Raw genomic sequence first — 20,944 nt, forward strand, 5'->3', positions numbered from 1 at the left:
GCTTCTAGGATGGGAGCCATGCGCATCCACATCGCCACCGACCATGCGGGGCTCGACTTCTCCACGCAATTGCAGGACCACCTGCGCGCCGCCGGGCACGATGTCACAGATCACGGCCCGATCGCCTACGACGCGGTCGATGACTATCCCGCGTTCTGCATCCGCGCGGCTCAGGCCGTCGTCGCCGACCAGGCTGCGGGGCTCGATGCGCTCGGCGTCGTCTTCGGCGGATCCGGCAACGGTGAGCAGATCGCCGCGAACAAGGTGCAAGGTGTCCGGGCAGCGCTGGTCTGGAACCTGTCGACGGCGGAGCTCGCCCGTGAGCACAACGACGCCAACGTCATCTCCATCGGTGCGCGGCAGCACACCTACGACGAGGTCACGGCGCTGATCGATCGATTCATCGCGACACCGTTCTCGCAGGATGAGCGTCACGCGCGCCGCATCGCCCAGATCGCCGACTTCGAGCGCGACGGATCTCTCCTGCCCGACCCGAGGAGCTGAGATGCCCGAGGGCCACTCCGTCCATCGCATCGCACGACAGTTCGATCGCAACTTCATCGGCAAGACGCTGCGGGCGTCGAGTCCGCAGGGGCGGTTCGCCGAGGGTGCAGCGGTGCTCGACGGACGGACCGCGCTGAGCGTGCAGGCCGTCGGCAAGCAGATGTTCCTCGAGGCGGAGGGCGACGTCTGGTTGCGAGTGCACCTCGGGCTCTACGGTGCGTGGGACTTCGCCGGCGAGATCCTCCTCGACCCCACGATCGCTTCCGCGAACGGCCGGATGGGGCAGACGAATCAGCGGGGGACCGTCATCGGCGATCCGATTCTCGACGACGCGGGGGAGAACTCGCTCTCCTCGATCGGTGCGCCCCGGCGTGCGCGCGTGCACGTGCGCATGTCAGAACAGACCAAGGGTCTCGCCGACGAAGGCGCGGAGTGGCCGCCGCCGATCGTCGGGCAGGTCAGGTTGCGGCTCATGACTGACATCACCGCCGCCGACCTGCGTGGACCGACCGCGTGCGTCCTTCAGACGCCGGAGGAGATGCTCGCCACCGTCGCGAAGCTCGGCCCCGATCCGCTGGTGGGCGATCTCGTCGAGAACGAGGAGCGGTTCGTGCGCGCGGTCCGCAAGACGCAGACGGTCATCGCGCTGCTGCTGATGGACCAGTCCGTCGTCAGCGGCATCGGCAACGTGTACCGAGCCGAGATGCTGTATCGCCAGCGGCTGAACCCGCACACCCCGGGCCGCGACGTGCCCGAGGAGACGGTTCGGGCATTGTGGCGCGACTGGGTCCGGTTGCTCGCGATCGGGGTGGAGACCGGCCAGATGATGACCATGGACGACCTGTCGGCGGACGACTATCGTGCGGCGATGGCGAGCAGAGACGACCGCCATTGGGTCTACCATCGCGCCGGGCTTCCGTGTCGGGTCTGCGGCACCGAGATCGCCCTGGAGGAGATCGGCGCGCGCAAGCTCTACTGGTGTCCACGCTGCCAGGCCTGAGCGGCGACTGGCGGACACGCGCGGAGCATTCCTCGACGGATGCCGTTTCCTGTGAATAGGGTGAGCGTTGCACGCGCCGCATTCCGACAGGAGCAGACATGGATCTCACCGGTCTCCAGACCTTTCTCGAAACCGTCAGCGGAGTCATCTGGGGTCCGTTCTTCCTCATACCGCTCCTGCTGGGAACGGGACTGTATCTGACCATTCGTCTGGGCGGTCTCCAGTTCGTTCGCCTCGGATCCGCACTGCGGCTCGGACTCCTCACGCGTAAGGATCCGGGAGCGGACGGCGACATCTCCCAGTTCCAGGCGCTCACGACGGCGCTCGCGGCGACCGTCGGGACAGGAAACATCGTCGGCGTCGCCACCGCGATCGGCATCGGCGGACCCGGTGCGCTGTTCTGGATGTGGGTCACCGGGCTCCTCGGCATGGCCTCGAAGTACTCGGAGGCGTTCCTCGGAGTCCGCTACCGCAAGACCGATGACGCCGGTGAGAAGTCCGGCGGTCCTCAGTACTATCTCGAGCGCGGCATCCCGGGGCCGTTCGGCAAGATCCTCGGCCTCTCGTTCGCCGTCTTCGCGGTGCTGGCGTGCTTCGGCATCGGAAACATGACGCAGGGCAACTCGATCGCGCAGAACCTCGAAGCAAGTTTCAGCGTGCCGACGTGGGTCACCGGGCTCGTCCTCACCGTCTTCGCGATGGTGGTTCTCATCGGCGGGATCAAGTCCATCGGACGGGTGACCGCAGGGCTCGTGCCGATCATGATCGTCTTCTACGTGCTCGGCGCCCTCTACATCCTGATCGTGAACGTCGGAGCCCTGCCCGCGGCCTTCGCGCAGATCTTCTCCGAGGCGTTCACCGGTACCAGTGCGGTCGGTGGTTTCGCCGGATCGGCGATCATCATCGCCGTGCAATTCGGTGTCGCACGCGGCATCTTCTCCAACGAGTCCGGTATGGGCTCGGCCGCCATCGCTGCGGCGGCGGCCAAGACGAGCCACCCTGTGCGTCAGGGACTCGTGTCCATGACCCAGACCTTCATCGACACCATCATCGTGGTCACGTGCACCGGGCTCGTCATCGTCACCACCGGAACCTGGAAAGAGATCGATCCCGAGACCGGCGAGCAGATCAGCCCGGCCCTGATGACAGGAGCGGCGTTCTCGCACGGGCTGCCCGGGGAGTGGGGGCACATCATCGTGACCCTCGGACTGGTGATGTTCGCGGGATCCACGATCCTCGGCTGGTCGTACTACGGAGAGCGCAATGTCGAGCGCCTGTTCGGTCGACGGGCGGTGATGCCGTTCCGCATCATCTTCTCGCTGGTGGTCTTCATCGGCTGCACGGTGCAGCTCGGTGTCGTGTGGGCGTTCTCCGATGCGATGAACGGACTCATGGCACTGCCGAACCTGATCGGACTTCTGATCCTCTCGGGACTGGTGGCTCGAGAGACGAAGAAGTACCTCGACAACGACCCGAAGCTGCGCGCGGACAAGGATCAGATCGAGAGCTTCATGGCGGGCACACCGGGCTGGGAAGAATGGAAGACGCAGGCGGTCCCGGTGGTCCGCGGCCGTCGCAACTGACGCGCGCTGCTGTTCCGCGCGCCAGCCGTAGGCTGTCTTCATGCGACAGAACCCGAGTTTCTCGCTGGCCGATGTGACGGAGATGCGTCGCGTCGTCGACGGAAATCCCTGGGCGACGATCGTGAGTGTCGGCCCTGACGGTCCGGTGGCCTCCCACTACGTGGTGCTGCTGGACGAGAACCGCGACGATCTGACGATCGTCGGGCACGTCGGGCGACCGGACGACCTGATCCACGGTTTGGGCGAACGTGAACTCCTCGTCGTTTTCCAGGGGCCTCATGGCTACATCTCGCCCGGCTGGTACGGCGACACACCCGCGGTTCCGACGTGGAACTACACGGCGGTGCACCTGTCCGGCATCCCGGAGATCCTCAGCGAGGCGGAGAACCTCGAGGTGCTCGACCGTCTGGTGGAACGGTTCGAAGGGCGGCTACCGGAGCCCCGGCGGATGTGGCAACGGCCCAACGATGCTCGATTCGTCGAGCGACTTGCCGCGGGGACGGTCGGATTCCGACTGACCCCGACGACCGTCGTCGCGAAACGAAAACTGAGTCAGAACAAGCCGCCGGAGACGATCGAGGCGGTGATCGCCGCGCTGACCGGCGAGGGCCCCTACGCCAATCAGGCTCTCGCGTCCGAGATGCAGCGCGCCCAGGACGCCCGCACGGGGTCCGGCCGGTGACGGCCCGAGACACCGAGATCGGCACCATCCGCGCGGTCCGTGTGGCGGGTCCGGGGCGCGAATATCTCATCGACGATGAGCCGGTGGACATCTTCCTCGCGGACGGGAAGATCGACGACATCGCGCCCACCGGCGCGATGCGTGCCAGAGGAGAGGTGCTCGACGCCGACGGAGATTGGGCGGTACCGGGGCTTTGGGACAACCATGTCCACACCGTCCAGTGGGCACTCGAGACAGAGCGATTGTCGCTTGCCGACGCGCGATCGGCGGCCGAGGCAGCTCATCTAATGCATGGCGCGTCTGTCCTCGCCGACGGGAGAAGAGTGGGCAGTGGCTTCCGAGACGCCCTGTGGCCCGACCAGCCGAGCCTCGAGATCCTGGATACTGCCACCGGCGTGGTGCCCACATATCTCATCAACGCGGACGTGCACAGCGTCTGGTTGAATTCCGCCGCGCTCGAGCGAGAGGGCTACCGGAGCAGCACAGGTGTTCTGCGCGAGACGGACGCCTTCGAGATCTCGCGTCGCCTGAATGCCGTCGACCCCGCGCACGGCGATCGGGCGGTGACGCGCGCGGGCGAGCGGGCCGCGGCACGAGGCGTCACCGGGCTCGTCGATTTCGACATGGCGTGGAACGCCGAGGCGTGGCCGCGTCGGCTGGCGACGGGATTCGCCGCACACCGTGTCGAATTCGCGGTCTACCCTTTCGACCTGGATCGGGCGATCGCCTCCGGCCTGCGTACGGGCGAAGCGCTCGATGACGTGAGTGTTCCGGTGGGAACGGGCGACCTTGTGCACATGGGACCGTTGAAGGTGATCTCCGACGGTTCGCTCGGCACCCGAACCGCCGCCTGCTCGCACGCCTATCCCGGAGACGGCACCGACTTCGGGACGCTGACAGTTCCACCGGAGGAGTTGACCGCACTGCTCACGCGCGCCGCCGGTGCGGGGTTAGCGGTCGCCGTCCACGCGATCGGCGACCGCGCGACGACCTCCGCGCTGGACGCGTTCACGATCTCCGGCGCCGCCGGCACGATCGAACACGCGCAACTGGTTCGCCACGCCGATCTCGCGCGGTTCGCTCGCCTGGGTGTCATCGCCAGTGTGCAGCCTCAGCACGCCCTGGACGACCGCGATCTGGTCGGAGTGCACTGGGCGGGCCAGACCGGGATCAGTCACCCGCTCGCCTCCCTGCTGAACGCGGGTGCAATCCTCCGTTTCGGCTCGGATGCTCCGGTGGCAGCGCTTGATCCGTGGCAGGCCATCGCCGCCGCTGTCGCCCGTACCGACGGCGACCGTGAAGCGTGGCATCCGGAGGAGCGTCTCACTCTCGTCCAGGCGCTCGAAGCGAGTGTGCGCACGTCGCTCCGCCCCGGCGAACCCGCCGACATCGTCCTCTGCGGGGAGGATCCTGCTCGGGCGTCGGTGCAGCGGCTTCGCGAGATGCCGGTCGCCGCCACCCTGCTGGCCGGCCGCATCACCTACGCCCGGTGACACTCGCCGAACAGAGCGAAGGGACTGCCTCCCGGCGAGGCCGAGAGGCAGTCCCTTCGCTGTTGTGTGTCAGGCCGCGATGTGGGAGACCAGGAACCAGCGGTCCTTCTCGAGGCCACGCTGAATCTCGATCGCCACGTCCTGGCTCGTCAGGTCGACCTCGTCGAGTCCGTCGACCGCTGCCTTGACGTCGGCGAGCACGGCGTCGATGTCGGCGATGACCGCGCGGATGAGGTCGTCCGACTGCGTGAAGCCGGCCGGGACGAGAGTCGAACCGGCCTTCGCGGCAACCGCGCTCACCCGGGCGTCGATGGGAAGGCCCAGAGCGACGATGCGCTCGGCAGCGGTGTCGGCGAAGTCGCCGGCGTGCGCCACGATGGTGTCGAGCAGTTCGTGGACGCCGACGAAGTTCGCTCCGCGGACGTGCCAGTGCGCCTGCTTGCCGTTGATCGTCAGGGCCTGAAGGCCGAGCACGACGGGGGAGAGGAACTGTGCCGCACCGGCGGCGACGGTCGGGTCGATGGCGGTGGTGGAAACGGTCTGTGCCTTGCTCATCTTGTGCTCCTCCGAGGGATGTCTCAACGTGTTGAAGACAACGCTACTCACGCTCAGACATTCCGCAAGCAAGCTGAGGCTCCACTCACTTCCGCGTGATTCCGCGGAAGTGAGGGTAGTCTCACCTCATGAGTATCGCCGCAGGAGCATCCGTTCTGGCATTGCCGGGAATGGCGCCTGCCATCGATCCGACGGCCTTCGTGGCTGAGGGCGCCCGCATCGTCGGCGATGTCGAGCTCGGAGCGGGCGCCAGCGTCTGGTACAACGCGGTGCTTCGAGCAGACTCGGCTCGGATCACGGTGGGTCCGGAGACCAACGTCCAGGACAACGTCTCGGTGCATGTGGACGCCGGCCACCCGGTGACCATCGGAGCTCGTGTATCGATCGGCCACAACGCCGTCGTGCACGGTTGCTCGATCGGCGACGGCTCCTTGATCGGGATGGGCGCCGTCATTCTCAGCGGCGCGGCGATCGGAGAGGGCTGCCTGATCGCCGGTGGCGCCGTCGTGCTGGGAGGAACCATCGTCCCCGCGGGCTCGCTGGTAGCGGGGGTCCCTGCGAAGGTCCGTCGTGAGCTCAGCGACGAGGAGCGCGCCGGCCTCATCGTCAATGCCGAGATCTACCTGGAGCACCAGCGCACCCACGCCGCGTCGACTCCGGCGTGATCCGCTCGGCCGCTAGGCTTGGCAGCGTACGGGGCGGTGGCCAAGCTGGTTAAGGCAGTGGGCTCATAACCCAACGATCGCGGGTTCAAGTCCCGCCCGCCCTACAGGAGAATGCGGAATCCGTGGTACCGGCAGAGGCAACGGCCCTGTCAAGCCCTTCCCTGCGGACGCCGTCGTGCGCCAGACTCGACCCATGCGGCACTTTGCCGCGGAACGGGAGGCATCATGAGCATCGGTTCTGGTATCGCGCTCTTCGTCATCGGCGCAATCCTTGTGTTCGCCGTGAACGTCGACGTGCAGTGGGTCGACCTCGACATGATCGGCTACATCCTGATGGGCGCAGGGGTGGTCATCTTCCTGATCGGAATCGTCCTGCTGGCACGGCGGCGCCGCACGGAGACGGTTTCACGCACGTACGTGGACCCGGCCACAGGCGCGCCGACGACACGTCGGTCGGTCAGCGCGAGCAACGACGACGTCGTGTGACGTCGAGCGCTGGCGGCACTCCGAGGAACGACTCCGGGGTGCCGTCAGGGCGCTGAGCCCGCTTCGAGGTGCTCTTCGACCAGCGTGATCCCGCCGCTGGAATTGGCGGAGTGCGCGAGTTCTTCGATCCAGTTCCTGCTGAGTTCCGGTGTCTCGGGTTCCTGGAACACGAAACGCAACGGGATCGACGGGTGCAGCCACAGCGTGGAGCGTCCCGGCGCGTCGCCCTCGGGATGCCGCCAGGACAGAGTGAAGCTCTCGTTGCGCCGGAGCTTGGTCGCGATGACGACCTTGAGATGTGCGAGTGCGCGGTCGTCGATCTGGATCGGATCCTGCGCCTCGCCGTAGTACAGACTTCCCATGCGTCAGCGGGCGTTTCGGGAAAGTTCGGGCGCGTGGCTCATGTGACTCCTCGTCGGGCGTGCCAGGGATCTGGGTAGGCGGGGATAGCTGAACTCTATCCGACCCGGTACCACTCGATTCGCAGGACGGCGACCCGCCGCGGAGGGCGAACGAAGTCTTCGCCCAGTGTCACGCTCGTGCCTTGTCGCGAGCGACGGACGGATGCGTCCCGTACGCCGCCCGGTAGGCCGCCGCGAATCGCGAGGGGTGGCTGAATCCCCACCTGCGCGCGACGACACCGACGGTGTCGCCCGTTCCACGCTCGAGATCGTGGCGCGCACCCTCGAGGCGAGCGCGCCTGAGTGCTTCTGCGGGTGTGATGTCCAGTGCGCGGCGGAAGGCGTACTGCAATCCGCGCGTCGAGATGAAGGCGGCGGCCGCGACGTCGTCGACGGTGATGGCGAGATGCGCGTTGTCGTCGATGTAGGCGAGGGCGCGCCGAACGGTCGCTGGAGCCCCGCTGCGCTGGGCAGGGCGGCGAAGCACGTCGCTGAAAGTCGTCGGGAAAGCAGCGAGCGTCGTCATGAGAGCGTGGCGCTCGAGTTCGGCGCGAAGGATGCTGTCGCCGGAGGGTTCGTCGCCGACCGACGTGTCCAGGTAGCGGAACATGCGTTCCCAACTCCCCGCACCCTCGGGAGAGTGCGGGGACAGGCCGGTGGCACGGAGTTCGACCGCGTCGTGTCCCGTGAGGAGCCGGGCGCGTTCCTGTGCCGCTGTGCGGTCGAACACGAGCGCTCTGACGGTTGCGGAGCGCGGCCACGTCGCTTGCACACGCGTTCCGTCCGAGAGCCAGGGCTCCGCGGGGTCGAGCGCGTCCCGGCCGGACCAGACGACGGCGTCGGGGGAGTCCACACGGCAGACGAGGATCTGCTCGTGCGGTTCGGCTGTCGAGTGGATCTGGGCTGCGAGGTCATACCGGACCAGCGCGACATCGCCCAACTCGGCGGAACGCCAGTCGAACCGGAATCGTCGCGGATCGACCCGTTCCAACGTGGCCGAGGGCACGAACTCTCTCCAGGTCGACTCCACCTCTTCGACATCCCTGGACGTGAACCGCATCGCCTGACACCTCCTACGTGGCCCGACCTCGGGCGACACCAGGATTCAATTATCACCGGGAAAGCACGAACGCACCGGCCAGCTCCCGTCCACGCGCTCCTGCGGATCGAGCCGCCCGATGCGCACGAAATACTCCGTCAGCGAGTCCGCTTGCCAGCGAGCCCACGCGATCTGGCGCGTGTGCAACTCGCGCAACGTCGAAGGCAGAACGAACCGACGGGCAAGGGCTTGAGCGACACGCCCGGCCGCAATCGCATCGGCAGACGCTTCATGAGCACCGTCGAGCTGAACGGCGTAGTGCGCCGCGACGACCGCAAGAGTGCGCTTGCCCGGCCGGTAGCGGTCATACACCTTGTCGATCACGAGCGGATCGATGACCGGTGACGGATCGATCAGGGGTTCGATGCCATGCCGCCTCGCCTCCTGAGAGAGGAGCGAGAAGTCATACGAGGCGTTGTAGGCGACGATCGGGACTCCCTGCCCCAGCAGCGAACGCAGCGCGGACGTGACTTCCGCGACGACCTCCTTCGCCGGTCTGCCATCGGACTGAGCCTGGCGTGTGGTGATGCCATGCACGGCGGTGGCGCCGGCCGGGATCGGGACCCCGGGATCAGCGATCCATGTTCTGGCTGCGATCTCGCGACCGTCACCGTCCAGAACGCCGACGTGAGCGGTGACCAAGCGATCTGTCGCGACGTCGACCCCGGTCGTCTCGAGGTCGAAGACACCGACGCGGGTGAGCCAGGCGGGAAGAAGGGGTCCGGAAAGCATGCGCTCACCGTAAGCGGACCCTCAGACGTTCCAGAGCGGAACCCGGCGACTCGTAGACTCGGAGGATGACCGTCCCCTCGCCGTATGCCGAGCGTCTCCGCCGACTGCCGGTGCGACGATACGAGGTGCCGATCCGCGGCGCTTCGACGGTCTACTGGATCTACGGCCCCGAGGATGCAGCGGTCACCGTCATCGCCGTTCACGGGTTCCGCGGCGAGCATCACGGATTGGAGCCTGTGCTCGCGTACATGCCCGAGGTTCGGGTGATCGCGCCGGACCTCCCCGGATTCGGCGAATCCCTGCCGTTGCCCGGACGCACCCACGATCTCGACGAGTACGCCGGCTGGCTCCGCGATTTCGCAGCCGCTGTCGCCCCCGGCGCCGTCATCCTCGGTCATTCGTTCGGGTCGATCGTGACGGCGGCCGCGGTCGCCGACGGACTGCAGACACCCAGGCTGATCCTGCTGAACCCGATCGGCGCCCCTGCGTTGGAGGGGCCGAAAGGGCTGATGACCCGGCTTGCGGTGCTCTATTACGCGCTCGGGGCGCGGTTGCCGGAGCGCACAGGTACCGCGCTGTTGCGTAACCGGCTCATCGTCCGGGTGATGAGCATCACGATGGCGAAGACGAAGGATGCGGCGCTGCGGCGTTTCATCCACGACCAGCACGACACCTATTTCTCGCGTTTCTCGGACCGCGACGTCCTCCGGGATGCGTTCGTCGCGAGTGTGTCCCACGACGTGCGAGAGTTCGCTCCCGGCATCCATGTCCCCACCTTGCTCGTCGCCGCAGACCGCGACGACATCACGCCGATCGAGGCGGAGCGGATGCTGGCGACCCTGTTCGACGATGCCACCCTCGTCGAGATCGCCAACGTGGGACACCTCATTCACTACGAGACGCCGGCCGAGGCAGCCGGCGCGGTCCGACGTTTCCTCAGGATTCCCGTCGAGCGAGGCCGATAAGGCCGGCGACCCGGAATGGGATCACCTCTCCCATCGCGAGGGACGTCTCGGTACGTTCGACACCTTCGATCGAGAGGATTCTCGCATCGGTGTCGAACAAGTGCCTCGCGTCGCGACACGCCACTCGCGCCAGCAGGTCGACGGACCCGCTCAGCCCATGCGCCTGGACGACTTCCGGGATGCGTGCCAGTTCGTTGATGATGCGGGGGAGCTCGGTCTGGCGGACGCCGATGCTGACGAAAGCCTGAAGGGGGAAACCGAGCACGTCGGGCGAGAACGAATGCTCGTACGACAGGAAGACCCCGGTCTGCTCCAGGCGGGCCATTCGCGCCTGGATCGTGTTGCGCGAGAGCCCGAGGCTTTCGGCGAGAGCGACGATCGTGACCCGGGGGTCGTTGGCGAGCGCTGTCAGAAGCTCGAGATCGATGCGGTCCAATCCAGGCATAGTGCCAAACCCTAGCACCATCCCATTGCCCGCAATTGAGCAACATGCTCAAGCGCGTTCGTGATGCTTGAGCGAGGTGATGAGCAGACGTACCCTCAGATCAGGCCGGCGACGACGCCGGACACCAACGCGCAGTGCCTCACGAGGGCTGCTGCCGAGTGGGAGGACGATGATGTCACCGCAGATCACCCCTATCGCGGACACCGCGCAAGATCTCGAGCTCTCCGAGCGCATTCTGGCGCCCGACGGATCCCGCATCCCGAATCCGCGCCTGGACGCCTTCGTGGCGGACGTCGACGCCGCGCAGCTGCGCGCTCTGCACCGCGACATGGTCATCCTCCGCCGGATCGACGCCGAAGGGGTCGCCCTTCAGCGGCAGGGCCAGCTCGGCCTGTGGGCGCCGTGCCAGGGCCAGGAAGCGACGCAGATCGGCACGGCCAGAGCGCTTGCCCCCCAGGACTACGTGTTCCCGAGCTACCGGGAGACGGGTGTGATCTACGCTCGCGGGGCACAGCCGGGCGACTACGTCAGGATGTGGCGCGGCGAAGAAGGCGCCGGGCACGATCCGGCGACGCTCCGCGTCGCCCCGCTCCAGATCATCATCGGGGCTCAGACGCTCCACGCGGTGGGTTACGCTCTCGGCATCCGTCATGAGGCCACGGACGAGGTCGCGGTGACGTACTTCGGTGACGGGGCGACGAGCCAGGGCGATGTCAACGAGGCGATGATCTTCGCCTCCTCCTACCAGGCCCCTGTCGTCTTCGTTTGTCAGAACAACCACTGGGCGATCTCGGAACCCGTCTCGCTGCAGTCGCAGTACCCGATCGCCGGACGCGCACCGGGCTTCGGGATCCCCAGCCTGCGCGTGGACGGGAACGACGTGCTGGCTTGCCTCGCCGCGATGCGCTGGGCCCTCGACCACGCGCGCTCAGGCAAGGGGCCGGCCTACATCGAGGCCGTCACCTACCGAATGGGCCCGCACACGACTGCGGACGACCCGAAACGGTATCGGGACGAAGCCGAACTGGAATCGTGGCGGCGTCGCGATCCCATCGAGCGCCTCGAAGCTCACCTGCGGGCTGCGGGGCAACTCGACGAGCATCAGCTCGCCGAGACTCAGGCCGCCGCGGACGACGTTGCGAAAGCGATGCGCGCTGCGTGCCTCGGGATGGTCACACGTCCGCCTCTGGCGGTCTTCGACGGCGTCTACGCCGAGCCTCACACCGGACTGGATCGGCAACGCGAGGACTATGCCGCGTACCTCGCGACGTTCGAAGCAGAGGCGTGATCATGACCGAACTCACCCTTGGCAAGGCACTGGGCGCGGGACTGCGTCAGGCGATGCGTGATGACGACAAGGTCGTTCTCCTCGGCGAGGACATCGGCAGGCTCGGCGGCGTCTTCCGCATCACCGACGGACTGCTCGACGAGTTCGGCGCAGCCCGCGTGATCGACACGCCGCTGGCGGAGTCGGGGATCGTCGGGATGGCCGTGGGGCTCGCATTCCGCGGATATCGACCGGTGGTCGAGATCCAATTCGACGGATTCGTCTATCCCGCATTCGATCAGATCGTCGCCCAGGTCGCGAAGCTGCACTACCGCACGCAAGGGCGGGTGAAGATGCCCATCACCATCCGCATTCCATGGGCGGGCGGCATCGGCGCCGCGGAGCACCATTCCGAGTCCCCGGAAGCCTACTTCGTGCATACCGCGGGGCTGCGCGTGGTGGCCGTTTCGAATCCCGCGGACGCCTACCGCAGCCTGCGTCAGGCGATCGCCTCTGACGATCCGGTGATCTTCTTCGAGCCCAAACGGCTGTACCACCACAAGGGTGACGTCGAACTGGAAGCACCGCTCGCCGACGCACCGCCGATGGGGCTCGCCCGGGTCGTGCGCCCGGGGACGGATGTGACGCTCATCGCCTACGGCGCGATGGTCTCGACGGCGCTGGAGGCCGCGGAGGCGGCCGAGGACGACGGTGTCTCGCTCGAGGTCATCGATCTGCGGTCTCTCTCGCCCGTCGACTATGACTCGGTCGCTGCCTCGGTGCGCAAGACGGGTCGCGTCGTCGTCGCGCACGAGGCCTCTCGCGAAGCCGGGGTGGCGGCGGAAGTGATCGCCAGTATCACGGAGCGCTGCTTCGAATACCTCGAAGCAGCACCCCTCAGGGTCACCGGCCACGACGTTCCCTACCCTCCCGCGAAGCTCGAGAAGTACCATCTTCCCGACCTGGATCGACTCCTGGATGCTGTTGATCGCGTGCTAGATCGCCCGAACAGCTTGACGGGGGTGGAAGCATGATCGAGGAATTCCGGCTGCCCGATCTCGGCGAAGGTCTCACCGAAGCGGAGGTCGTCCAGTGGCTCGTCCGGCCCGGTGACGACGTCGCGCTGAATCAGACGCTCGCCGAGGTGGAGACAGCCAAAGCGGTCGTGGAACTGCCGTCGCCATACGCGGGCACGGTCTCGACGCTGCACGCGGAAGCGGGCGACACGGTCGCTGTCGGAGCGCCGCTCATCGCATTCGACGTCGGCGGAGACGATGACGCGTCGCCCCTCGCGGAAGCAGAAGTCGCACAGCCGAATCTCGTCGGATACGGTGCCGCCCCGACCAGCTCGCGGAGACCGGCCCGTCGTGCTCGACGGATCAGCGTCGCCGGGAGCTCCGCCGACACGGCAGTGCTCGAAGCGGCTCCGCACGACGCCACACCGTCGGCCAGTGTCGAGACGATCGTCGAGAGGCCACGGTCGACCCCGCCCGTGCGGGCCTACGCCAAGCGACTCGGTGTCGATCTCGTCCTTGTGGCTGCGGAGCTCGGGGATCGGCCGATCACCCGGCACGATGTGGAGACGTATCTCGAGCGCGTCGCAGCGCGGTCCTCTTCGGGTTCGGCTTCCGGCCCCGTCCGGGCTGACCCTGCTCTCGCGGAGGTCCCCGATGGGCCGACGGCCGCGGTGGATGCTGCCCGCGATGCGGCGCGAGAGACGCGAATCCCTATTCGAGGCGTCCGAAAGCACACCGCGGCGGCCATGGTCCAGAGCGCGTTCACGGCGCCCCACGTCACGATCTTCCACACCGTGGATGTCACCGCCACGATCGACCTCGTGTCGAAGCTCCGTGATGACCCGTCGCTGGGCGGGGTTCGGATCGGTCTGCTGGCTGTCGTCGCGAAAGCGGTGTGCCTCGCTCTGAGCCGCGCACCCGGCCTCAACTCGCGCTGGGATGAGCCGGCCGGGGAGATCGTCCACTACGGGTTCGTCGACCTCGGAATCGCTGCGGCGACCGATCGCGGGCTCATCGTTCCGAACATCCGCGACGCCGAACGGATGACCCTGACAGAGTTGGCGCGCGCACTGAAGGCTCTCGCCGAGACGGCGCGCTCGGGGAAGACGACCCCCGGGGAGCTCGCGGGCGGCACGTTCTCCATCTCGAACATCGGAGTCTTCGGCGTCGATGCGGGGACGCCGATTCTGCCTCCCGGCCAGTCCGGGATTCTCGCGGTAGGGGCCGTTCGCCGGCAACCCTGGGAGCACGACGGCGAGATCGCGCTGCGCCAGCTGCTGACGCTGAGTCTCTCGTTCGACCATCGGGTGGTGGACGGGGCGGAGGGCGCGCGGTTCGTGAAGGATGTCGCCGATGTGCTCGAGGAGCCGGGAAGGGCGATGCTCTTCAGATAGCGGCGCGCAGCGCCGCTTCGGCCATGGCGATCAGCACGCTGGCCGTACCGGCGTGCCGTCGCGCGGCGGCTCGGGTGCTGTGCGGCGTCGAGTTGATGAGACCGAAGCAGGCCTGCACACGGAGGCGCAACTCCTCCTGATCGAGCACCGTATCGTGGCGCGTGCCGGACACCGCTGCGTGCAGTGACTCCAGCGCCATCATCCACAGTTCGATGTAACCGCGCTGCAGCCTCCGCACCTCCGCGCGATCAGGCCCGGAGAGATGGGCGAGGTCACGGTCCTGCACCTGAATCACTTCAGCGTTGCCGAGCGCGAACTCGACATGGAAGCGGATCAGGGCCCGCATCCGGCCGTCCGATGTGGCGACCTCTTCGGCGACCCGCTGCCCACCGGTGATCAGCTCCCGGCTGACCTTCACGAGCACGGCCCCCAGGAGCGCCTGCTTCCCCGCGAAATGCCGATAGACCGCAGGGCCGGAGACACCGACGGCTGCTCCGATCTCCTCAAGGCTGACTCCCGTGTACCCGCGCTCAGCGAACAGGCGCGCGGCAGCGTGGAGAATCGCATCGGAGCGTTCTGCTTTCGCGCGGTCGCGCGCGGTTTCCGGGGTTGTCATCTCAGTTAATCCTCGCTAACCTGAATCCACAGGTTAGTGCACACTAACCGAGGAAGCATGCACTGCGCCAGAGCGGTCGCGCGTGCGGACGTGGGTCGAGGAGGACGTCACGATGCCGACAACCCAGGAGTCCCTCGCGACAGAACTGCGGGAGCGCCTTGCGACAGCTGCGCGCGGAGGCCCCGAAGCCTCTCGCGAACGCCACGTCGCACGAGGCAAACTGCTCCCGCGCGACCGCGTGACCCGCCTTCTCGACGAAGGGAGCCCGTTCCTCGAGGTAGCCCCGCTCGCCGCCGACGGTCTGTACGGGGGAGAGGCTCCTGGCGCGGGGGTCATCGCCGGCATCGGGCTCGTCCATGGCCGGCACGTGATGGTGATCTGCAATGACGCCACGGTGAAAGGCGGCACCTATTTCCCCCTCACGGTGAAGAAGCACCTTCGCGCGCAGGAGATCGCGCTCGAGAACCGGCTGCCCTGTCTGTACCTCGTCGATTCAGGGGGCGCCTTCCTGCCCAGACAGGACGAGGTCTTCCCCGATCGCGACCACTTCGGACGGATCTTCTTCAACCAGGCACGGATGTCTGCGGGAGGCATTCCGCAACTGGCCGCGGTGCTCGGCTCCTGCACCGCCGGTGGCGCCTACGTCCCGGCGATGAGCGACGAGACGGTCATCGTTCGCGGTCAGGGCACCATCTTCCTCGGCGGACCGCCCCTGGTGAAGGCCGCGATCGGCGAGATCGTCAGTGCCGAAGAGCTGGGCGGCGGCGAGTTGCACGCCCGTCGCAGCGGTGTCGTCGATCATCTCGCCGAGGACGACGAGCACGCCCTCGAGATCCTCCGGGACATCGTGGCCACTCTGCCGCCGCCGGCGGCGCCGGCGTGGGAGGTACTCGACAGCCGCGCTCCGGACGAAGCGGCCTCGCTGTACGGCGTCGTCCCCGTCGACGTGAACGAGGCCTATGACGTCCGCGAGGTGATCGCGAGGATCGTGGACGGCGACAGCTTCCACGAGTTCAAAGCCCAGTACGGAACGACGCTGGTCACGGGCTTCGCGCGTCTGCATGGACACCCGGTGGGCGTGGTCGCGAACAACGGCGTGCTGTTCAGCGAGTCCGCCCTCAAGGGCGCGCATTTCATCGAACTCTGCGACCAGCGCGCAATTCCCCTGTTGTTCCTGCAGAACATCACCGGCTTCATGGTCGGATCGGATGCCGAGGCGGGCGGCATCGCCAAGGACGGCGCCAAGATGGTCACCGCCGTCGCCAGTACGCGCGTGCCCAAGCTCACCGTCATCATCGGCGGGTCGTTCGGGGCCGGGAACTACTCGATGTGCGGACGCGCGTACTCGCCGCGCTTCCTCTGGACCTGGCCCGCGAGCCGGATCTCCGTGATGGGCGGCGCTCAGGCGGCTTCGGTCCTGGCCACTGTCAAAGAGGACCAGCTCGCAGCCCGTGGCGAGACCTGGAGCAACGATGACCGTACGTCGTTCGAGGCACCGATTCGCGAACAGTACGAGCATCAGGGCGAACCGTACTATGCCACCGCGCGGCTCTGGGACGACGGCATCGTCGACCCCAACCAGACCCGTGACCTCCTGGGCCTCGCCCTCGACGTCATCTCCCGCAGCCCGCTGCCCGACCCGCGCTTCGGCGTGTTCCGGATGTGAGTCCCATGACCTTCCCCGTCGTCCTCGTCGCCAATCGAGGAGAGATCGCCCGACGCATCATCCGCACTCTGCGGCAGCAGGGGATTCGAAGTGTGGCGGTGTACAGCGACGCGGACGCTTCGGCGCCACACGTCCGCGAAGCCGATGACGCCGTGCGGCTCGGTCCTGCTCCGGCGTCGGAGTCGTATCTCGACATCGATGCGGTGATCGCCGCCGCACGCACCGTGGGAGCAGCAGCGATTCACCCGGGTTACGGCTTCCTCTCGGAGAGCGTCGGACTTGCCGAGGCCTGCGCGGAGACCGGCATCGTGTTCGTCGGCCCTTCCATCGAAGCTCTGAAGATCATGGGCGACAAGGCACGGGCGCGCGAGCACGTGATGCGCTCGGGAGTCCCTGTCGTTCCAGGTTTCGACGCCAAGGGACTTTCCGATCTGGAGATCGCGGAGGAGGCCGAGTCCATCGGATTCCCCCTGCTGGTCAAACCCAGCGCCGGTGGCGGAGGAAAGGGAATGGAGATCGTGGGCGACGCGGCCGCGCTCGCGGGCGCGCTCGCCTCGGCACGTCGTGTCGCGGCGTCGGCGTTCGGCGACGACTCGCTCATCCTGGAACGGCTGATCCGTCGACCTCGTCATATCGAGGTGCAGATCTTCGGCGACACCCAGGGATCGGTGATCGCGCTCGGTGAACGTGAATGCACTCTGCAGCGCCGGCATCAGAAGGTTCTCGAGGAAGCACCGTCCGCCGGTATCCCCACAACCACGCGCGAACGACTCCTCGCCGCCGCGATCCAGGCGGGGGAGAGCGTCTCCTACGTCGGGGCGGGGACGGTCGAGTTCCTCGTCGATGCGGACGCTCCGGAGGAGATCTTCTTCATCGAGATGAACACACGTCTCCAGGTGGAGCATCCCGTCACCGAGGAGGTCACGGGCCTTGATCTGGTCGCCCTGCAGCTGAGCGTGGCGGCGGGCCTGCCGCTGGAGGCCGCGCCGCCGATTCGGGGCCATGCGGTGGAGGCTCGCGTCTACGCCGAGTCCCCGGAACGCGGATTCCTCCCCTCGACGGGCACGGTGCTGCTGTTCGAGCCGCCGATCGGAGTCCGCGTGGACGCGGCGGTGGAGTCGGGGAGCGAGGTGACCGGCTTCTACGATCCGATGATCGCCAAGGTCATCGCCGTCGCGGACGACCGGCGAACCGCGCTCGAACGCCTGGACGATGCGCTCTCGCGCACTGTCGTTCTCGGCGTCGAGACGAACATCGCCTTCCTTCGTCGGCTCTGCCGCGACGCCCGTGTGGCCTCCGGCGACCTCGACACCGGACTCATCGACACATTGCTTCCGTACCACGCCGATCCACCGTCATCGGCGATGCTCGCCGCAGTCCGCAGCGAGGCGCGGACGACCGCGGAGCCGATCCGCACGAGTGCGCTGTGGCGGGAACTGCCCGGCTGGCGGCTGGGTGGCGACGCGGTGGCCCCCCATGGCGCGCGGGCGGTCCTCACCGAGGAGGGCGACATCCTCGAGTCGTCGGACGCGGCGGCTGACGGACCAGCTCCCGATGTCCGCGTCGCCAGAGACGCCGACGGAGCCGTCTGGGTGGCGGAGGCCGGCCGGTCGATGCGGCTTCGCCCGCTCGATCGGCGCCAGCGCATGCGGCACCGCCTCGCCGCTCGCGGTGGCGGCGACGTCGCAACAGATCCGGAGGCGCGCGCCCCGATGCCGGGAACCATCGTGGCGGTGCACGCGATCGACGGCGCGACGGTCACCGCAGGAACGCCCCTCGTGGCTGTCGAGGCGATGAAGATGGAGCATCAGGTGCTCGCGCCGCACGACGGCGTGGTGCGGCTGCTGGTCGCCGTGGGCGACCAGGTGCGGCGCGACCAACCGGTCGCCCGAGTGACGACGGAGGAAAGCTGATGAGGGAAGACCTGTCCGACGAAGAGCGCGAACTGGCCGCCATGGTGCGGGATTTCGCCGACACTGTCGTCGCACCGCAGTCCTACGAGGCCGATCGAACGCACACCCTGTCGATGGATGTGGTCGCGCAGATGGGTGACCTCGGTCTGTTCGGGTTGCCGTTTCCCGAGGAGTACGGCGGGCAGGGCGGCGACTACATGGCGCTGGGCCTCGCGATCGAGGCGCTCGGTCGGGTCGACCAGTCGATCGCCATCACGCTCGAGGCAGGCGTGAGCCTCGGTGCCATGCCCGTCTTCCGCTTCGGCGATGCAGAGCAGCGGCAGGAGTTGCTCCCCGACCTTCTCGCCGGACGCGCGCTGGCCGGCTTCGGTCTCACCGAACCCGAGGCCGGCAGTGATGCAGGCGCCACGCGGACCACCGCTCGCCTCGAGGATGATGAGTGGGTCATCGACGGGTCGAAGCAGTTCATCACCAACTCCGGCACGCCGATCACACGCTTCGTCACCGTCACCGCGGTCACCGGCGTCGAGAACGGCCGCAAGGAGATCTCCACGATCATCGTCCCCAACGGCACCCCGGGTTTCACCGTGGAGGCCCCCTACGACAAGGTGGGCTGGAACGCCTCCGATACCCACCCGCTGACCTTCCAAGGCGCGCGAGTGCCCGCGTCGAACCTCGTCGGCGAGCGCGGACAGGGATTCCGCAACTTCCTCAGCATCCTGGATGAAGGCCGGATCGCCATCGCCGCACTGTCCACCGGCGCAGCGGAAGGCTGCCTGGAAGCGGCGGTCGACTACGCGAAGAGTCGGACCGTCTTCGGGAGCGCGTTGAGCACGCGTCAAAACGCGCAGTTCACGCTCGCCCGTATGCGCGCGCGTGTGCATACCGCGCGGCTCGCGTGGCACCACGCGGCGCGGCTGCGAGATGCTCAGAAGCCGTTCGCGGAGGCAGCGGCGATCGCCAAGCTCGTGGCCGGCGAAGCGGCGATGGACAACGCCAGGGATGCGACACAGATCTTCGGCGGGAACGGGTTCATGAACGAGTTCCCGGTCGCGCGCCACTACCGGGACTCGAAGATCCTCGAGATCGGCGAGGGCACCACCGAGGTTCAGCTCCTCGTCATCGCGCGCGGGCTGGGACTCGCCGGGTAGCGTGAACGGCATGACGGTCAAGGACATCATCCAGCGCGGCCTCTATTACGAGGAGTTCGAGGCCGACGCTCGATATCTGCATCGACCGGGGCGCACGGCCACCGAAGCCGACAATGTGCTCTTCACGACGCTCACCATGAACACGCAGGCGCTGCATCTGGATGCGGCGTTCGCGGATGTCCAGGCCCCGTTCCACGCCAGGCTCATGAACTCGATGTGGACACTGTCGACCATGGTCGGCGCCTCCGTGGCGCAGCTGACGCAGGGCACGCTGGTGGCACAGCTCGGTCTCGAGGGCATCACCTTCCCGCACCCGCTGTTCGCCGGCGACACGCTCTACACGGAGAGTGTCGTCGCGGACAAGAGACTCTCGTCGTCACGGCCCGGTCAGGGCGTCGTGCGGATCGCCCACACCGGACGCAACCAGGACGAGAAGATCGTCGCCACCGCGACCAGGAGCGTCCTCGTGCACTGTCGACCGGCGAGCTCGGCATGAGGCCGTTCGAGTGGGGGCCGGCTCTGCTGTTCTGCCCGGCGGACCGACCGGAGCGGTTTCGTACCGCGTTGGAGCGGGCGGATGCCGTCATCCTCGACCTGGAGGATGCTGTTCTGCCGGCCGACAAGGACGCGGCGCGACAGAATCTGATCGACGCCGACGCCGACATCGACCCGGACCGAGTGATCGTTCGCGTGAACGCGCCGGACAGCGACCACTTCGCCGATGACCTGGCAGCGCTCGAGCAGACGGGCTTTCGCACCGTGATGGTCGCGAAGACGGAGAGTGCCGAGAGTCTGGGCGCGTTCGACGACCGGTACTCGCTGATCGCACTCTGCGAGACGGCGCGCGGGATTCACGCGTCGGACAGCATCGCGGCGCATCCACTCGTGACCGCGATGATGTGGGGCGCCGAAGATCTCGTGGCCTCGCTCGGCGGTACGTCGTCGCGCGATGCCACCGGCGGATATCGCGAGGTCGCACGCTACGCCCGCTCCCGGGTGCTGATCGAATCGAACGCTCATGGCAAGGCAGCGATCGACGCGGTCTTCCTGGATCTCGACGACACGCAGGGGCTTGAAACCGAAGCAACGGATGCGGCCGCATCGGGTTTCCGCGCCACCGCCTGCATCCATCCGAACCAGGTGGCCGTGATACGTGCCGCCTACCGGCCGGACGAAGCGGAGGCGGAGTGGGCGCGCGCGGTGCTGCAGGCGGCCGCGCAGGAACGCGGTGTCTTCCGCTTCCGTGGGCGAATGATCGACGAGCCCGTTCTTCGGCACGCGCGGTCGATCATCGCTCACCGCAGCTGAACC

The 20,944-nt window shown here is 67.4% G+C and carries 22 protein-coding genes and 1 tRNA gene; 17 read left to right on the top strand and 6 right to left on the bottom strand.

Annotation, left to right across the window (positions count from 1 at the left end):
- Positions 1-18 precede the first annotated feature (18 nt).
- The 5 genes from D7252_RS14125 to D7252_RS14145 all read left to right on the top strand — a co-directional run bounded on the left by D7252_RS14125 (position 19) and on the right by D7252_RS14145 (position 5,262).
- Positions 19-504 carry a ribose-5-phosphate isomerase gene (locus tag D7252_RS14125; protein ID WP_120775968.1) on the top strand — a complete coding sequence of 162 codons (486 nt, stop codon included), beginning with the start codon at positions 19-21 and terminating at the stop codon, positions 502-504.
- Position 505: 1 nt separating this feature from the next.
- Entirely contained in the window at positions 506-1,504 is a 999-nt protein-coding gene (locus D7252_RS14130; protein WP_120775969.1) for an Fpg/Nei family DNA glycosylase, read from the top strand.
- Between the two features lie 98 nt (positions 1,505-1,602).
- Positions 1,603-3,087: a sodium:alanine symporter family protein gene (locus D7252_RS14135; protein ID WP_120775970.1), complete on the top strand. Its 1,485-nt coding sequence runs from the start codon at positions 1,603-1,605 to the stop codon at positions 3,085-3,087.
- Positions 3,088-3,127: 40 nt separating this feature from the next.
- Positions 3,128-3,769, top strand: coding sequence for an FMN-binding negative transcriptional regulator (locus D7252_RS14140; protein ID WP_120775971.1), 642 nt, complete (start codon positions 3,128-3,130; stop codon positions 3,767-3,769).
- A 137-nt stretch (positions 3,770-3,906) separates the two neighbouring features.
- Positions 3,907-5,262 carry an amidohydrolase gene (locus tag D7252_RS14145; RefSeq protein ID WP_120776982.1) on the top strand — a complete coding sequence of 452 codons (1,356 nt, stop codon included), beginning with the start codon at positions 3,907-3,909 and terminating at the stop codon, positions 5,260-5,262.
- 69 nt (positions 5,263-5,331) lie between these two features.
- Here D7252_RS14145 and D7252_RS14150 read toward each other — a convergent pair whose 3' ends face one another.
- Positions 5,332-5,817, bottom strand: coding sequence for a Dps family protein (locus D7252_RS14150; RefSeq protein WP_120775972.1), 486 nt, complete (start codon positions 5,815-5,817; stop codon positions 5,332-5,334).
- Positions 5,818-5,945: 128 nt separating this feature from the next.
- On the opposite strand from D7252_RS14150, the gene D7252_RS14155 reads away from it, so the two are divergent.
- The 3 genes from D7252_RS14155 (at position 5,946) to D7252_RS14165 (ending at position 6,968) form a co-directional block, all read left to right on the top strand.
- Entirely contained in the window at positions 5,946-6,482 is a 537-nt protein-coding gene (locus tag D7252_RS14155; protein WP_120775973.1) for a gamma carbonic anhydrase family protein, read from the top strand.
- 30 nt (positions 6,483-6,512) lie between these two features.
- Positions 6,513-6,586, top strand: a tRNA-Ile gene (locus tag D7252_RS14160).
- Between the two features lie 121 nt (positions 6,587-6,707).
- Complete coding sequence (locus D7252_RS14165) at positions 6,708-6,968, top strand: DUF6458 family protein (protein ID WP_120775974.1); 261 nt, start codon at positions 6,708-6,710, stop codon at positions 6,966-6,968.
- Between the two features lie 44 nt (positions 6,969-7,012).
- On the opposite strand, the gene D7252_RS14170 is transcribed toward D7252_RS14165, so the two are convergent.
- The 3 genes from D7252_RS14170 to D7252_RS14180 all read right to left on the bottom strand — a co-directional run bounded on the left by D7252_RS14170 (position 7,013) and on the right by D7252_RS14180 (position 9,200).
- The gene (locus D7252_RS14170; RefSeq protein WP_120775975.1) at positions 7,013-7,330 is read right to left on the bottom strand and encodes a hypothetical protein; all 318 of its coding nucleotides are present in this window, start codon (positions 7,328-7,330) and stop codon (positions 7,013-7,015) included.
- Between the two features lie 169 nt (positions 7,331-7,499).
- The gene (locus D7252_RS14175) at positions 7,500-8,429 is read right to left on the bottom strand and encodes a helix-turn-helix domain-containing protein (protein ID WP_120775976.1); all 930 of its coding nucleotides are present in this window, start codon (positions 8,427-8,429) and stop codon (positions 7,500-7,502) included.
- A 45-nt stretch (positions 8,430-8,474) separates the two neighbouring features.
- A complete protein-coding gene (locus D7252_RS14180; RefSeq protein WP_120775977.1) occupies positions 8,475-9,200 on the bottom strand; it encodes a 3'-5' exonuclease in 726 nt (241 codons plus the stop codon).
- Between the two features lie 65 nt (positions 9,201-9,265).
- Here D7252_RS14180 and D7252_RS14185 point away from each other — a divergent pair, with 65 nt between their 5' ends.
- Entirely contained in the window at positions 9,266-10,165 is a 900-nt protein-coding gene (locus D7252_RS14185) for an alpha/beta fold hydrolase (protein WP_120775978.1), read from the top strand.
- Here D7252_RS14185 and D7252_RS14190 read toward each other — a convergent pair.
- Positions 10,137-10,610, bottom strand: coding sequence for an Lrp/AsnC family transcriptional regulator (locus D7252_RS14190; RefSeq protein WP_120775979.1), 474 nt, complete (start codon positions 10,608-10,610; stop codon positions 10,137-10,139). The two genes, D7252_RS14185 and D7252_RS14190, sit on opposite strands and share 29 nt — an antisense overlap.
- Positions 10,611-10,782: 172 nt before the next feature.
- On the opposite strand from D7252_RS14190, the gene pdhA reads away from it, so the two are divergent.
- The 3 genes from pdhA to D7252_RS14205 are packed head-to-tail and all read left to right on the top strand — an operon-like array spanning position 10,783 to position 14,287.
- A complete protein-coding gene (gene pdhA / locus D7252_RS14195) occupies positions 10,783-11,898 on the top strand; it encodes a pyruvate dehydrogenase (acetyl-transferring) E1 component subunit alpha (RefSeq protein ID WP_120776983.1) in 1,116 nt (371 codons plus the stop codon).
- A gap of 2 nt (positions 11,899-11,900) precedes the next feature.
- Positions 11,901-12,911, top strand: a complete 1,011-nt coding sequence (locus D7252_RS14200; protein ID WP_120776984.1) for an alpha-ketoacid dehydrogenase subunit beta — start codon at positions 11,901-11,903, stop codon at positions 12,909-12,911.
- A complete protein-coding gene (locus tag D7252_RS14205; RefSeq protein WP_120775980.1) occupies positions 12,908-14,287 on the top strand; it encodes a dihydrolipoamide acetyltransferase family protein in 1,380 nt (459 codons plus the stop codon). The genes D7252_RS14200 and D7252_RS14205 overlap by 4 nt, the downstream gene beginning before the upstream one ends.
- Here D7252_RS14205 and D7252_RS14210 read toward each other — a convergent pair.
- Positions 14,280-14,903, bottom strand: a complete 624-nt coding sequence (locus D7252_RS14210) for a TetR/AcrR family transcriptional regulator (protein WP_120775981.1) — start codon at positions 14,901-14,903, stop codon at positions 14,280-14,282. The genes D7252_RS14205 and D7252_RS14210 overlap by 8 nt on opposite strands.
- 112 nt (positions 14,904-15,015) lie before the next feature.
- Here D7252_RS14210 and D7252_RS14215 point away from each other — a divergent pair, with 112 nt between their 5' ends.
- From D7252_RS14215 to D7252_RS14235, 5 genes are read left to right on the top strand one after another with little or no spacing between them, the layout of a single operon-like run.
- The gene (locus D7252_RS14215; protein WP_120776985.1) at positions 15,016-16,569 is read left to right on the top strand and encodes a carboxyl transferase domain-containing protein; all 1,554 of its coding nucleotides are present in this window, start codon (positions 15,016-15,018) and stop codon (positions 16,567-16,569) included.
- A 5-nt stretch (positions 16,570-16,574) separates the two neighbouring features.
- Positions 16,575-18,482, top strand: a complete 1,908-nt coding sequence (locus tag D7252_RS14220) for a biotin carboxylase N-terminal domain-containing protein (protein ID WP_120775982.1) — start codon at positions 16,575-16,577, stop codon at positions 18,480-18,482.
- Positions 18,482-19,633 (top strand): acyl-CoA dehydrogenase family protein, encoded by a 1,152-nt coding sequence (locus D7252_RS14225; protein ID WP_120775983.1) that lies wholly within the window; start codon positions 18,482-18,484, stop codon positions 19,631-19,633. Before D7252_RS14220 ends, D7252_RS14225 begins: the two co-directional genes overlap by 1 nt.
- 10 nt (positions 19,634-19,643) lie before the next feature.
- Entirely contained in the window at positions 19,644-20,129 is a 486-nt protein-coding gene (locus D7252_RS14230; RefSeq protein ID WP_120776986.1) for a MaoC family dehydratase, read from the top strand.
- Positions 20,126-20,941 (top strand): CoA ester lyase, encoded by an 816-nt coding sequence (locus D7252_RS14235; protein WP_120775984.1) that lies wholly within the window; start codon positions 20,126-20,128, stop codon positions 20,939-20,941. The genes D7252_RS14230 and D7252_RS14235 overlap by 4 nt, the downstream gene beginning before the upstream one ends.
- Positions 20,942-20,944 lie beyond the last annotated feature (3 nt).

It is taken from the genome of Microbacterium sp. CGR2, from assembly GCF_003626735.1.
Lineage (GTDB): Bacteria > Actinomycetota > Actinomycetes > Actinomycetales > Microbacteriaceae > Microbacterium.

What these genes read in the sequence shown, in the direction of transcription:
- D7252_RS14180 (WP_120775977.1), bottom strand. Translation starts at nt 9,200, where the DNA reads ATGCTTTCCGGACCCCTTCTTCCCGCCTGGCTCACCCGCGTCGGTGTC.
- D7252_RS14155 (WP_120775973.1), top strand. Translation starts at nt 5,946, where the DNA reads ATGAGTATCGCCGCAGGAGCATCCGTTCTGGCATTGCCGGGAATGGCG.
- D7252_RS14210 (WP_120775981.1), bottom strand. Translation starts at nt 14,903, where the DNA reads ATGACAACCCCGGAAACCGCGCGCGACCGCGCGAAAGCAGAACGCTCC.
- D7252_RS14185 (WP_120775978.1), top strand. Translation starts at nt 9,266, where the DNA reads ATGACCGTCCCCTCGCCGTATGCCGAGCGTCTCCGCCGACTGCCGGTG.
- D7252_RS14135 (WP_120775970.1), top strand. Translation starts at nt 1,603, where the DNA reads ATGGATCTCACCGGTCTCCAGACCTTTCTCGAAACCGTCAGCGGAGTC.
- D7252_RS14215 (WP_120776985.1), top strand. Translation starts at nt 15,016, where the DNA reads ATGCCGACAACCCAGGAGTCCCTCGCGACAGAACTGCGGGAGCGCCTT.
- D7252_RS14150 (WP_120775972.1), bottom strand. Translation starts at nt 5,817, where the DNA reads ATGAGCAAGGCACAGACCGTTTCCACCACCGCCATCGACCCGACCGTC.
- D7252_RS14140 (WP_120775971.1), top strand. Translation starts at nt 3,128, where the DNA reads ATGCGACAGAACCCGAGTTTCTCGCTGGCCGATGTGACGGAGATGCGT.
- D7252_RS14145 (WP_120776982.1), top strand. Translation starts at nt 3,907, where the DNA reads ATGCGTGCCAGAGGAGAGGTGCTCGACGCCGACGGAGATTGGGCGGTA.
- D7252_RS14190 (WP_120775979.1), bottom strand. Translation starts at nt 10,610, where the DNA reads ATGCCTGGATTGGACCGCATCGATCTCGAGCTTCTGACAGCGCTCGCC.
- D7252_RS14130 (WP_120775969.1), top strand. Translation starts at nt 506, where the DNA reads ATGCCCGAGGGCCACTCCGTCCATCGCATCGCACGACAGTTCGATCGC.
- D7252_RS14175 (WP_120775976.1), bottom strand. Translation starts at nt 8,429, where the DNA reads ATGCGGTTCACGTCCAGGGATGTCGAAGAGGTGGAGTCGACCTGGAGA.
- D7252_RS14205 (WP_120775980.1), top strand. Translation starts at nt 12,908, where the DNA reads ATGATCGAGGAATTCCGGCTGCCCGATCTCGGCGAAGGTCTCACCGAA.
- D7252_RS14125 (WP_120775968.1), top strand. Translation starts at nt 19, where the DNA reads ATGCGCATCCACATCGCCACCGACCATGCGGGGCTCGACTTCTCCACG.
- D7252_RS14170 (WP_120775975.1), bottom strand. Translation starts at nt 7,330, where the DNA reads ATGGGAAGTCTGTACTACGGCGAGGCGCAGGATCCGATCCAGATCGAC.
- D7252_RS14220 (WP_120775982.1), top strand. Translation starts at nt 16,575, where the DNA reads ATGACCTTCCCCGTCGTCCTCGTCGCCAATCGAGGAGAGATCGCCCGA.
- D7252_RS14235 (WP_120775984.1), top strand. Translation starts at nt 20,126, where the DNA reads ATGAGGCCGTTCGAGTGGGGGCCGGCTCTGCTGTTCTGCCCGGCGGAC.
- pdhA (WP_120776983.1), top strand. Translation starts at nt 10,783, where the DNA reads ATGTCACCGCAGATCACCCCTATCGCGGACACCGCGCAAGATCTCGAG.
- D7252_RS14165 (WP_120775974.1), top strand. Translation starts at nt 6,708, where the DNA reads ATGAGCATCGGTTCTGGTATCGCGCTCTTCGTCATCGGCGCAATCCTT.
- D7252_RS14200 (WP_120776984.1), top strand. Translation starts at nt 11,901, where the DNA reads ATGACCGAACTCACCCTTGGCAAGGCACTGGGCGCGGGACTGCGTCAG.
- D7252_RS14230 (WP_120776986.1), top strand. Translation starts at nt 19,644, where the DNA reads ATGACGGTCAAGGACATCATCCAGCGCGGCCTCTATTACGAGGAGTTC.
- D7252_RS14225 (WP_120775983.1), top strand. Translation starts at nt 18,482, where the DNA reads ATGAGGGAAGACCTGTCCGACGAAGAGCGCGAACTGGCCGCCATGGTG.